Annotated in this window: 8 protein-coding genes and 1 pseudogene; 4 read left to right on the forward strand and 5 right to left on the reverse strand. The window is 70.3% G+C overall.

The genetic code is table 11. From position 1 onward, the window contains the following. Complete coding sequence (locus tag AC4PMY_RS05260) at positions 1–615, forward strand: putative antibiotic biosynthesis monooxygenase (RefSeq protein WP_064294232.1); 615 nt, start codon at positions 1–3, stop codon at positions 613–615. Positions 616–641: 26 nt separating this feature from the next. Here AC4PMY_RS05260 and AC4PMY_RS05265 read toward each other — a convergent pair whose 3' ends face one another. Then, complete coding sequence (locus AC4PMY_RS05265; protein ID WP_167620435.1) at positions 642–1,559, reverse strand: AraC family transcriptional regulator; 918 nt, start codon at positions 1,557–1,559, stop codon at positions 642–644. A 150-nt stretch (positions 1,560–1,709) separates the two neighbouring features. Here AC4PMY_RS05265 and AC4PMY_RS05270 point away from each other — a divergent pair, with 150 nt between their 5' ends. Next, complete coding sequence (locus AC4PMY_RS05270; RefSeq protein ID WP_491622148.1) at positions 1,710–2,192, forward strand: pilus assembly protein CpaE; 483 nt, start codon at positions 1,710–1,712, stop codon at positions 2,190–2,192. Positions 2,193–2,247: 55 nt separating this feature from the next. Here AC4PMY_RS05270 and AC4PMY_RS05275 read toward each other — a convergent pair whose 3' ends face one another. Continuing rightward, positions 2,248–3,000 carry an IclR family transcriptional regulator gene (locus tag AC4PMY_RS05275; RefSeq protein WP_371743591.1) on the reverse strand — a complete coding sequence of 251 codons (753 nt, stop codon included), beginning with the start codon at positions 2,998–3,000 and terminating at the stop codon, positions 2,248–2,250. 117 nt (positions 3,001–3,117) lie between these two features. Between AC4PMY_RS05275 and hutH the strand changes: the two genes are divergently transcribed. Beyond that, positions 3,118–4,734 carry a histidine ammonia-lyase gene (gene hutH / locus AC4PMY_RS05280; protein ID WP_491622149.1) on the forward strand — a complete coding sequence of 539 codons (1,617 nt, stop codon included), beginning with the start codon at positions 3,118–3,120 and terminating at the stop codon, positions 4,732–4,734. An 887-nt stretch (positions 4,735–5,621) separates the two neighbouring features. On the opposite strand, the pseudogene AC4PMY_RS05285 reads toward hutH, so the two are convergent. Both AC4PMY_RS05285 and yczR read right to left on the reverse strand, forming a co-directional pair. Continuing rightward, positions 5,622–8,786, reverse strand: a pseudogene (locus tag AC4PMY_RS05285) (efflux RND transporter permease subunit); the annotation flags it as partial. Positions 8,787–8,930: 144 nt separating this feature from the next. Further along, a complete protein-coding gene (yczR, locus tag AC4PMY_RS05290) occupies positions 8,931–10,373 on the reverse strand; it encodes a MocR-like transcription factor YczR (protein ID WP_121291631.1) in 1,443 nt (480 codons plus the stop codon). Between the two features lie 63 nt (positions 10,374–10,436). Between yczR and yczE the strand changes: the two genes are divergently transcribed. Then, a complete protein-coding gene (gene yczE, locus AC4PMY_RS05295; RefSeq protein WP_491622150.1) occupies positions 10,437–11,102 on the forward strand; it encodes a membrane protein YczE in 666 nt (221 codons plus the stop codon). Between the two features lie 82 nt (positions 11,103–11,184). Here the strand turns inward: yczE and AC4PMY_RS05300 are convergent, their stop codons facing one another. Then, a complete protein-coding gene (locus AC4PMY_RS05300) occupies positions 11,185–12,507 on the reverse strand; it encodes a cation:dicarboxylate symporter family transporter (protein WP_079001479.1) in 1,323 nt (440 codons plus the stop codon). Between the last annotated feature and the right edge of the window lie 146 nt (positions 12,508–12,653).

Genomic DNA, 12,653 nt, shown 5'->3' on the forward strand with positions numbered 1-12,653 from the left:
ATGGAACACGATCCCATCACCGTCTCGATCGAGCGACGCGTCAACCCGGCGTCGATCTCCGAGGCCACCATCTGGGTCCAGGCGGGCATCAACCTGGCGAACCGGTACCCCGGCTTCCTCGGCTCCGGCTGGGTGCGCGCGGGTGCCGAGAGCGACGTCTGGTACATGCTGTACCGCTTCGCGGACGAACAGACGCTCACCGACTGGGAGGAGTCGAAGGAACGCGCCTGGTGGCTCTCGAGCGGCCGCGAGTTCATGGAGCAGTCCCGCGTCGAACGGCGCAGCGGGATCGAGGGGTGGTTCGACGCGCCCGACGGGATCCTCCGCGTCGAGGAGGCCGAGCTCTCCGGCGACCCGGACCCGATCCCGCCGGCACCGCCGCGCTGGAAGCAGGCGGTGAGCATCTGGTTGGGCTTCTTCCCGCTCAACCTCGTCTTCACCCTCCTCGTCACGGCGCTCGTGCCGGGTTGGGAACCGCTCGGCGTGTTCCTCCACGTGCTCATCTCGACGCTCATCCTGACGCCGATCATGACCTACTGGCTCCTGCCGCTCGTCACGAGGCTGCTGCGTCCCTGGTTGACGGCCCCGCGTCGAAGCAGGCGTACCGCAGGCTGATCCGGCGGCCTGACGACGCTGCGACGTCAGGCGTCCTCCGCCTTCGTCTGCTCCCGGAACTGGCTCGGGCTGAGCCCGGTGTGCGCGACGACCGCTCGACGGAGGTGCGCCTGCGAGTGGTAGCCGCAGCGGGCCGCGACCTCGGCGATCGACAGGCCTCGGTGATCGGGGTCCGAGAGGAGGGCGAGCGCGAGCTGCACCCGCCGCTCGGCGATCTCGCCCGCGGCGCTCGTTCCCGAGCCCTCGAACACCCGTTGCAGGGACCTGGTCGACATGTTGAAGCGACGCGCCAGCGTCTCCGGTCGCAGCTCCCGCTCGGCGAAGGACGCGGCGATGTGCTCGATGATCCGGAGCCGGAGCGGAACCCGTCCGGCCTCACCTTCGGCCCGGAAGAGGTCGTTCTCCGCGTAGAGCGTCGCGAGCATCGTGTCGATCACCCGGCAGAGTCTGAGCTGCGCGGCGCCGCCGATCGGCTCGAACGCGGAGATGACCTCCACGAGGAACGCGGCGCTCCCCCGCAGCAGCGGCGACGGCGCCAACGGGCCGAGGGCGCTCGTCGGGGCGATGCCGAGGCGGCGGAGCGCACGCATCGGCACGAACACGTACAGATAGGTCGCGTGGTCGTGGATCGTCGTCCGATACGTCTCGGCGCCCTCCGTGAGCGTTCCGGTCCCGGGGAGCAGGTCGAGTTGCTGTCGGCCGTGGACCAGGCTGGCCGCACCCTCGATGAGCATCACGATCGTCGCGACCGGCTCATCGAGCCCGTAGGCGTCAGCGAGGACGTCGAACGTCCCGGGCCCGACCGTGTTGCGATGGAGGACGTACTCGCCGAGCACGACCGAGTCGACCGTCATCGAGAACCGATCGGGGTCCACGTCCACGAATCGCAGCGCGCCCGACGCCTCCTGCATCCCGGTCGTCCCCTCGAACCGTCGTGTGGTCACGCGGCCGCGCGCAGGGAACCGACCGGATAGGCCATCATCAGGTGCGGGCATCATCGGACCCTTCGAAGAGTCCATCCACCCTCGCACAGGGTTCCGTCCGAATCGAGGGGTTGCCAGCCGCATCGCACGGTGGTCGGCGATACTGGACTGATGATCTCCGCTGACCTCGCCCGAGCGCTCCGCACCGCCGGCCTGCGCTGGACCCCCGAACCCGGCGACCGCTTCACCATCGACGGCGGCGAGCTCGCCGGCGACGTGTTCACGGTCAGCGAGATGACCGTCGAGGTGCACGAGCACCCGGGTGGCCGCAGTTTCGGCTTCAACGGGACGACCGAGTGGGCGTTGGACTCCGTCGACCAGGAGGAGACGCTCTGGCTGCCGTCGGAGCACCAGCTGCGCGCTCTGCTGCGCGGCTCGTTCCGGTCGCTCGAACGCGCGGTGTCCCCGGCTGCGCCGACCGACGGCGAGTCGACGCTCGACGACGAACTCGACGTCCTCCTGTCGTTGGGCGACGCCGAGGCGTACACCGTCGTGGTCGAGCTCGGCGGCGAACTGCGACGGTTCAGCGCAGCGACGGCGCCCGACGCGTATGCGACCGCACTGCTCGAGCTCATCCTGCGCTCGGTCGCCTGACCACGGTTCCTGAGCCGCCGCACCGCCCGCACGCTCCGCCCGCTCCGCCGAGCGCTCAGCGACCTCGGATCCGCCGCGACAGCTCGGCGGCCGCCGGCTGGATCTCGCGGGCCAGCCACGCCGGATCGAGTCCCGCATCGGCGTCGTAGGTGACCGCGATCGCCGCCGCCGGCCACCCCGTGTGGTCGCGGACGACCACCCCGACACTCGCGAGACCGAGCGTCACCCCGCCCGCCTCGCGCGCATACCCGTCCTGGGTCGTCTGGGTCAGGACCTGTCGGAGCTCCCGGTACCGCTTCGGCCCGTGGCCGGTGCGGTCGACGAACGCCGCCTGGTCGGGGAACAGGGCGCGCAGCTGGCCGGCCGGGAGCGAGGCGAGGATCGCGCAGCCGCTGGCGGTCAGGTGAGCCGGGAGGCGCACACCGACATCGGTGACGAGGTGCGGCCGACGCGGGGCACGCTCGTCCACGATGTAGAGCACGTCCCGGCCGTGCAGCACGGCGAGGTGCGCGCTCTCACCCACCCGGTCGACCAGCTCGGCGAGCAACGGGCGCCCGAGCATGCTGAGCGGCTCCTGCCGGGCGTACCCACCGGAGAGCTCGAAGGCGGCGACCCCGAGCCCGTAGCGACGGGCTTCGGGCAGGTGGACCACGAAGCCGTGCTCCTGCAGCACGCTGAGGAGGTGGTAGACCGTCGATCGCGGGAGGTCGAGTGCCGAGGCGATGGCCGCGGCCGGAAGCGGACCGCGGGCTCCGGCGAGATGGCTCAGCACGCGCAGAGTGGCGTCGGCTGCCGGGACCTGACTCACCGTTGACCTCGTCTCCGCGGCTCGGACGCGGCCGCCTGGTCGTCCATGTCTGTCATCCCAGACACGGACGACTCTACGCGCACCGCCGCGGTGGGCGCCCGGGTGTTCCATCGGAACATGGACATCCAGCCCGGCGCGATCCCGACCACCAGCGACCCGACGATCTCCGGTCGCTCGCATCCCGAACCCGCCGGCCCGACTTCGGTCTCCCTCGGCGCCGGGCCGCTGTCGATCGACGAGGTCGTCGCCGTCGCCCGACACGGCGCGCGGATCGACCTCGACGGCACGGCCCTCGACGGTGTCGCGGCCTCCCGCCGGATCATCGAGGCGCTCGCCTCCGACCCCGAGCCCCACTACGGGATCTCGACCGGGTTCGGTGCGCTCGCGACCACGTTCATCGAGCCGACGCGCCGCGCGCAGTTGCAGGCGAGTCTCGTCCGCTCGCACGCCGCCGGCAGCGGCGAGGTCGTCGAGCGGGAGGTCGTGCGTTCCCTGATGGCGCTGCGCCTCTCGACGCTCATGACGGGCCGCACCGGGGTGCGGGTGGAGACGGTCCGCGCCTACGCGGCGATGCTGAATGCCGGTATCACCCCGGTCGTGCGCGAGTACGGCTCGCTCGGCTGCTCCGGCGACCTCGCGCCCCTCGCACACTGCGCGCTGGCGGTGATGGGCGAGGGCGAGGTGACCGACGCGTCCGGTCGCACGCGCTCCGCGGCGGAGGCCCTCGCGGACGCCGGCCTCCAGCCGGTACAGCTCGCCGAGAAGGAGGGGCTCGCGCTCATCAACGGCACCGACGGCATGCTGGGGATGCTCGCGCTCGCCGTGGACGACCTGCGCATGCTCCTGCGCACCGCCGACGTCGCCGCGGCGATGAGCGTCGAGGGCCTGCTCGGCACGGACGCCGTGTTCGCCGCGGACCTGCAGGCCCTGCGCCCGCAGTCGGGTCAGGCCGAGAGCGCCGCGAACCTGCGGTTGCTGCTCGACGGCTCCCCGATCGTCGCGAGCCACCGGGGTCCCGAGTGCACCCGGGTGCAGGACGCCTACTCACTGCGCTGTGCCCCGCAGGTGCACGGTGCCGCCAGGGACACGGTCGACCACGCCGCGATGGTCGCCGAGCGTGAGCTCGCGAGTGCCGTCGACAATCCGGTGCTCACGCCGGACGGACGCGTCGAGTCGAACGGGAACTTCCACGGTGCCCCGGTCGCCTACGTGCTCGACTTCCTCGCGATCGCCGTCGCGGATGTCGCGTCCATGTCGGAGCGCCGCACCGACCGTTTCCTGGACCGGAGCCGGAGCAACGGCCTCCCGCCGTTCCTCGCACACGAGGTCGGTGTCGACTCGGGCCTCATGATCGCCCAGTACACGGCGGCCGGCATCGTGAGCGAGCTCAAACGCCTGGCGCACCCGGCGTCCGTCGACTCGATCCCGTCCTCCGCGATGCAGGAGGACCACGTCTCGATGGGTTGGGCGGCGGCGCGGAAGCTCCGGAGGGCGATCGACGGTCTCAGCCGGGTGCTGGCGATCGAGGTCATGACGGCAGCCCGGGGCCTCGACCTGCGCGGCCCGCTCGAGCCGGCCGTCGGCACGGGAGCGGTGCTCCGCCGGGTGCGTGAGCAGGTCACGGGTCCCGGTCCCGACCGGTTCCTCTCCCCCGAGATCGAGGCGGTCACCGCACTGGTGCAGTCGGGTGGGGTCGTGCGGGCGGTCACCGGCGCGGTCGGCGATCTCCGCTGAGTCGGGCGTCACACGACGAAGCCCTCGGGCGCCGGTGACGGCGTTCCCGAGGGCTTCGTGTCGATCCGCGCGAGCCGCAGCTCAGCGACCCAGCGGCAGGTGGTCGATCACGGCCACTGCGCGCGGCGGCGCTTCGGCCGTTCGGTGCCCGATGACGCTTCGGTAGCGGGTGCCGTATCGGCATCGGACGCCGACTCAGCGGCTGGCGTCGACTCGGTGTCGGGCGTCGGCATGGACTCGGTAGCTCGCTCAGACTCAGCAGGGAGCTCGGACTCCGCCGCTGGCCCCGGCTCCAGGACCAGCTCAGGCTCAGCGACCGCATCAGCATCAGCCTGCGCGGCCGCATCAGCCTGCGCGTCCGGCTCAGGCTCCGCCGCTGGGGCGGCGTGCTCGCCGGAATGCGCGACCACATCCGCAGGGGCGTCGGAGACCGCGTCGGGGAGGGAGATCGCCTCGGTGCGCGGCAGCTCGTCACCCGTCGCCACATGCGCCCCGTGCACCTCGTGGGCTTCGTGGGCTTCGTGGGCTTCGTGCGCAGCCGGGCGCGTCATCGGTCGATCCACCGCCGGCTCACTCGGCGCAGCGACCTGCGTCTCGGGTGCCGCACCTGAGTCCGTGGGAACCGCATCGGCCGGTCCGGCGTCCGCAGGAACCGAATCGATCGGGGCCTCCTCCGTCGGTTCCGCGCCAGCGGGAGCGGCGGCATCTGGAACCGCGTCGACCGGAGTCACGTCCACAGCATCCGACGGAACGGACGCGTCAGGCGCGGTCGCCGCGGTCGCAGCGCTTCCACCATCGGCGCCGACGAGAGCCGGTTCCTCAGCAGGGACCGTCGCGGCCCGCGGCCCCTCGATCGCGGCGACCGTGCGCGGCGTCGGCTTCGGCTCGGCTGCAGCCCGCCGCTGCTCGCGACGTTCCCGGAACCCCTCGACGAGGTTGTAGAGGGTGGGGAGCACGACGAGCGTCAGGATGGTCGAGGAGACGAGCCCGCCGATGACGACGATCGCGAGCGGCTGCGAGATGAAGCCGCCGTGTCCGGTGATGCCGAGTGCCATCGGGGTGAGGGCGAAGATCGTCGCGAGCGCCGTCATGAGGATCGGGCGGAGCCTGCGTGCGGCACCGTGCTCGACGGCCTCGACGACCGTCATGCCGCGTCGCCGGTACTGGTTCACGAGGTCGACCAGGACGATCGCGTTCGTCACGACGATACCGATGAGCATCAGCACGCCGATGAGGGACGGGACGCCGAGCGGCACGCCGGTGATGATCTGGAGCCCGATCGCGCCGGTTGCGGCGAACGGTACCGACACCAGGAGTTCGAGCGGCTGCCGCAGCGAACGGAACGTCGCGACCATGATGACGTACACGATGAGGATCGCGGCGAGGAGCGCGAGGCCCAACTGTCCGAACGCGTCGCTCTGCGATGCCGTGACACCCCCGAGGGTCGCCGTGGTGCCGGCGGGCAGCTTGACGTCGTCGATCGCCGTCTGCACCTCGGCGCTGGCGGTGCCGAGGTTGTCGCTGCCCGGAGTCGCGCTGATCGTGGCCGAGCGAAGCCCCTTGACGGTCGAGATCGTCGCGGGTCCGTCGACCTGCGAGACCGTCGCGAGGGCGTCGAGGCGTTTCGGGCCGGTGGCGGTCGGGACCTCCGTCGCAGCGAGGGCGTCGACGGTGGTCGGTGGATCCTGGGCGTCGACGTAGATGGTGAGCGTGGTGTCGTCGATGACGATGGAGCCCACCGTCGTCGGCTGCATGAGCTGCGAGACGTACGCCCCGAGCGCGACCTCGCTGAACCCTGCAGCTGCAGCGGCGTCGCGGTCGACGGCCACCTGGACGTACGGTCGCGATTCGCTGAGGTTGCTCGTGACCTGGTCGATGCCGTCGAGGCCGGTGACGGCCTGCTGGATCGCGTCGGCGGCCTCCGCGAGGTCGCTCTGCCGTGCGGAGGTGATGTCGATCTCGATGTCGCTCGACCCACCGAAGCCCGCGGACGCGGCGACCTCGATCTCGCCGACGTCGTCGAGCCCGGACAGGTCCTTGCGGACCGTCTTCTGGAGTGCCGTCTGGTCGGCGTCCTCGCTCGTCGTGATCGAGTAGGTGATGGCTCCACCGCCGCCGCCCGAGAACGCGTCGCGCAGGGAGCTTCCGCTCGACCCGATCGAGAGCTGGACGGTGTCGATGCCGTCGATGTCGCGCAGCTTCGTCTCGACCTGCTTCGCCGCCGCGTCCTGGGCGTCGAGGCTCGTGCCGACCGGCAGGGTCTGCGTGACCGTCAGCGTGTTCTGGCCGGAGTCACCCAGGAAGTTGGTCTTCATGAACGGCGTGAGCGCGAAGGTGCCGACGAGCACGAGCACCGACAGCAGCAGCGTGGTGACCGAGTGCTTGAGGGTCCAGTGGATGATCGGGAGGTACGCCTTCTGGAGCCGTGACGGCTTCTCGAGGTCGTCTTCGTCCTGCACGCTGACGCGACGCTCGCGTCGGCTCCGGACCGGTCCGGTCGTCGCGTCGGACGGCGCTTCCTCCGCTGCGGCTGCGGCTGCGAGCCGCTGGGCCTTCGGGGCGCGGAGGAACCAGTAGGCGAGCACGGGCACGATGGTGAGCGCGACGAGGAGCGACGCGAGCAGGGCGATCGTGACGGTGAGGGCGAAGGGTCGGAAGAGTTCGCCGGTGACGTCGCCGACGAACGCGATGGGCAGGAACACGGCCACGGTGGTGATGGTCGAGGCGGTGATGGCGCCCGCGACCTCCTGGACGGCGCTCAGGATCGACCCGGCACGCTGCGCACCGGTGCGGTTGTCGCCGAACGAGAGGTGCCGCTTGATGTTCTCGATGACGACGATGGAGTCGTCCACCACCCGCCCGATGGCGATCGTCAGCGCACCCAGCGTGAGGATGTTGAGCGAGTACTCGGCGACCTGGAGACCGATGAAGGTGATGAGCACGGACGTCGGGATGGAGATCGCCGTCACGAGCGTGGCCCGGACATCGAGGAGGAAGACGAGGATGATGAGGACCGCGAAGACGAGGCCGAGCAGGCCCTCGGTCGTCAGGGCCTCGATGGACTGCTCGATGTAGGGCGCCTGATCGAAGACGACGGTGAGTTTGGCGTCGGACCCGATGGTGCGCTCGAGCTCGGGGAGGATGTCGCGCACGCCCTGGGAGACCTCGACGGTGTTCGCCGCGGGCAGCTTCGTGACGGCGATGGTGAGCGCCGGCTCGCCGTCGACGCGGGAGATCGAGGTGATCGGGTCGTCGCTCAGGGCGACCGTCGCGACGTCGCCGATGGTCAGGACGGAGCCGTCGGCGGCGAAGGCGCCCGTGATCGGCAGGGCGGCGATGTCGTCGACCGAGGTGAGCTTCGTGCCCGTCTGGACGGAGAACGTCTTGTCGCCCTCGGTGATGTCGCCCGCGGGCTGCAGGGAGCCGTTCTGCTGCAGCGTCGTACCGATAACCCGGCTGGTCTGCCCGGCGAGGGCCAGTTTGGCGTCGTCGGGGGTGATCGTGACCCGCTTGCCCACCTCGCCGACGATCGCCGCGTCGCGGACGCCGTCGACGTCCTTGATGTCGGGGACCACGGAGCTCGAGAGCACCTCGGCCAGGGAGTCCTGGTCGGCCGCGCCGGACACGGCGATCTGGATCACCGGGAGGTCGTCGATGCTGCCACTGACCACCTGCGGGTCGACGGTGTCGGGCAGGGTCGACTTGATGCGGTTGATCGCCTGGGTGATCTTCTGTTCGGCGGTGGCGAGGTCCGTGCCGTAGGTGAAGGTCGCGCTGATGAGGCTCGAGTTCGTGCTCGACGTCGCCGAGGTGGACTCGATACCGGGCACCCCCTGGATCGCGGTCTCGATCGGGGTCGAGACGTCGTCGTTGACGACCTCGGGCGCCGCCCCCGGGTAGCTCGTGATGATCGCGAGCTGCGGGAACTGGACCGACGGGATGAGCTCCTGCTTGAGGCCGCCCACCGCCAGGACGCCGAACACGGCGGCCACGATGGTGACGAGCGCGATCAACGCGCGGTTCTTCATGCTGAGGACGGAGAGCAGGTGCACGGAGCCGCTTTCGGTTGTTGCGAGAGGTGCGGACGCTGCAATTATGTCACCGCACACCCGTCCGACGGCGGTCTCGCGCGGAGGCTGGACACGGCACGCACGAGCACTGCGTGTGGAGCGGCGTCACGCTCGTCGGCGACGACCTCAGACGACGTCTTCGAGGTAGTCCAGGGCCGGCACGTGCCCGAACATCGCGGAGTGCCACGTCTGCGTCAGCAGCTCGACCGCCTGCTCCGTCTGGGCCCACGGATAGCTGATCGGGATGCGCAGGTAGCGCTCGAACGCACCGTCGATCCCGAACCGCGGCCCCGCGACGATCACGAGCCCGTGACTCCGCGCCGCGAGCGAGAGCTGCGATGACGCTGCCTCGCCGAGGTTCACCCAGGTGGCGATCCCGCCGTCGACCCGCGGCACGGTCCACTCCGGGAGGCGGTCGGCCAGGAGGTCGACGAGCCGGTCGCGGGTCTCACCGAGCGCGACACCGCGCCGGGCGACGATGCCGTCCATCGCCGGCATCAACTGCTGGACGGTCAGCTGGTCGAGGATCGGCGTGCCGAGATCGCCCAGCGAGCGCGCCGAGACGAGCTTCCTGATCGTGCCGCGCTCGGCCCGGATCCACCCGATGCGGAGGCCGCCCCAGATCGTCTTGCCCACCGAGCCGATCGTGATGATCGACGCCGGCGCGCCCTCGAGTGCGGCGAACGGGGTGCCGTCGAGCCCCTGGTCCGTCGGCCGGTCGATGTCGAGTTCGGCCGTGGTCTCGTCGATCACGAGCACCGTCCCGTGCCGCTCGGCGGCCGCGGCGACCCGCCGGCGGGTCTCGAGCGGCATCGACGCCCCGGTCGGGTTGTGGAAGTCCGGCATGAGGTAGGCCATCGCGGGGCTCGTGCGTTCGAACCACTGCTCGAGCTCGCGGACGTCCCAACCGGTCTCCGAGGACACGGTCGCCGCACCGAGTCTGGCCCCGGCCGCCCGGAGTGCCTCGTAGGCGTGGGGATAGCTCGGCATCTCGACGAGGACGCGGTCGCCTCGGCTGAGCAGGGTGCGGGCGATGAGGGCGATCGCGTGTTGTGCCCCGACGGTCACCATGATCTCGTCGGGGTCGGTGGGCAGACCGCGCGCGGTGTAGCGGTCGGCGATGGCCTGCCGGAGCTCGGGCATGCCGACGAGGTCGTAGTCGAAGTCGTGCATGTACCGCGGCAGCTCTGCGGCGGCGGTGGCCACGGCGTCGATGATCTCGGGGCACGGTGGTACGGCCGCTTTGCTGAAGTCGAGGAACCCGCCCTGTGGCACGGGCGCGAGCGCAGTGGGCGCCGACGGCAGGAGGGTGACGCTGCCCGAACCGCGGATGCTGCGGAGGTAGCCCGCCTCCCGTAGTTCGCGGTACGCCGCGGTGACCGTGGTGCGGCTCAGCGCGAGCCGATCGGCCAGTTCCCGCTCGGCCGGCAGACGGGTGCCGACCGGGATGCGTCCGTCGAGGACGAGGAGTCGGATGCGGTCGGCGAGACCGCGGTAGGCGGGCGCAGCGGTCTTCCACTGCCCGAGCAGGGCGGCGAGCGATCGGGCACTCAGGGTGATGGAAGCCATTGAACCACGATACCCGGATTGGCCTCTAGCGCCAAAGCCAATCCTGCAATTGGATTGTCCACCATGACCCGTCGTGTGCTCCAACTCCTCATCGGCCTCTTCCTGTACGGCATCGCCATCGCGATGATCGTGCGCGGTGCGGTCGGGGTCGCCCCGTGGGACGTCCTCACCCAGGGACTCAATCTGCGGACGGGCCTGAGCTTCGGACTCATCACGATCATCGTCGGCGGGCTCGTGCTCCTCGCCTGGATCCCGCTCAAGCAGCGGCCGGGTGTCGGCACCGTCCTGAACGTCCTCCTCGTGGGACCCTCGGCCGACATCGGGCTGGCGTTCATCCCCGCGGACCTCGACCTGTGGGCGCGCATCCTGCTGTTCGCCGGTGGACTGCTCCTCCTCGGCGTCGCCTCGGGCCTCTACATCGGCGGCAACTTCGGCCCCGGCCCGCGGGACGGCCTCATGACCGGCATCCACCGTGTCACCGGGTGGCCGATCTGGGTCGGGCGCACGGGCGTGGAGCTCGTCGTCCTCGGTGTCGGGTGGCTGCTCGGCGGGAACGTCGGCATCGGAACGGTGGTCTTCGCCGTGCTCATCGGCCCGATCTGCGGCTACACGATCCCGCTGTTCCGGATCGCTCCGCGGACGGAACGGTCGACCACCGCCGTGGACGAGGCGGTGCTCGAGGGCGACACCCCGCCGTCGAAGCCGATCGTCGACTCCCCGGCCAACTAAAGTACCGGGCCTCCGGCCCCTGAGCTTGTCGAAGGGCAGGGACCGGATGTCCGGTCCCTGAGCCTGTCGAAGGGCCTGCCGATCAGGGCTTCGCCACCGCCACCGCGCCCGTGTGGTCGTCGACGCTCATCGTCGCCTCGTCGAACCGCGAGCGACCGGAGAGGACCTCGCCGACCTGCACCCGGTCGACCTCCTTCACCCACGTGCCGATGATGATCGTGGCGACCGCGTTGCCGGTGAAGTTCGTGAGCGCACGCGCCTCCGACATGAAGCGGTCGATGCCGACGATGAGGCCGACCCCGTCGACGAGGTCGGGTCGGTTGGCCTGCAGCCCGCCGGCGAGGGTCGCGAGACCGGCGCCGGTGACGCCCGCGGCGCCCTTCGACGCGATGATCATGAACACGAGGAGCGAGATCTGCTCCCCGAGGTTCATCGGGACACCCATGACGTCGGCGATGAAGATCGACGCCATGGTGAGGTAGATCGCCGTGCCGTCGAGGTTGAAGGAGTAGCCCGTCGGGACGGTGATGCCGACGACCGGCTTGGAGACACCGAGGTGCTCCATCTTCGCGATGAGTCGCGGCAGCGCAGCCTCCGAGGAGGAGGTGCCGACGATCAGGAGGTACTCACGGCCGAGGTACTTCATGAGCTTGAAGATGTTGAAGCCCGTGGCGAGGCGCAGGACCCCGCCGAGCACGATGACGATGAACAACGCACAGGTGATGTAGAACGCGATCATGAGCGTGGCGAGCCCGACGAGCGCGCTCGCACCGGCGGACCCGGTCACCGCGGCGATCGCGCCGAAGGCGCCGACGGGCGCGATCCACATGATCATCGCGAGCACCCGGAACACCAGCGCCTGGATGAGCTTGACACCGCGCAGGATCGGTTCACCCGTCGCGCCCATCTTCTGCAGGCCAAAGCCGACGAGCAGGGCGACGAAGAGGACCTGCAGGATGTTGCCGCCGGTCAGCGAGGACACGAGCGTCGTGGGGATGATGCCGAGGATGAACTCGGTCGTGCTCTTGGCCTCCCCCTCCACCGGATAGCTCGTCTCGGCGAGGTTCAAGCCGGCGCCCGGCTGGATGAGGTTGCCGACGACGAGGCCGATTGCGAGCGCGAAGGTCGACATCACGATGAAGTACAGCAGCGCGAGCCCGCCGACCTTGCCGACGGTCGCGGCCTTCGCGATCGACCCGACGCCGATCACGATGGTGCAGAAGATGACCGGGGCGATCATCATCTTGATCAGCGCCACGAAGGCGTCGCCGATGGGTTTGAGTCCCTTCGCGAACTCCGGGGCGGCGAGGCCGACGACGATGCCGGCGAGCACCGCGACGATCACCGCGAGGTAGAGGTAGTGGGTCTTGTCCAGCCGTTTCAGGGAGGAGAGCGTCATTGCCATTCCGGATCCGTTTCGTCGGCCGCGTCAGTGCGGCAGCGGGTGGTCGATCGATCCATGCTGCGACCACGTCGGCGGATCGGCCGGGTTGTGGTCGTAGTGACCGCTTGTGGTCGTACTGGTCGCGGTCGGCGACGCCTGAGGCCCTC

The organism is Plantibacter sp. MDV22-iso1 (assembly GCF_058408345.1).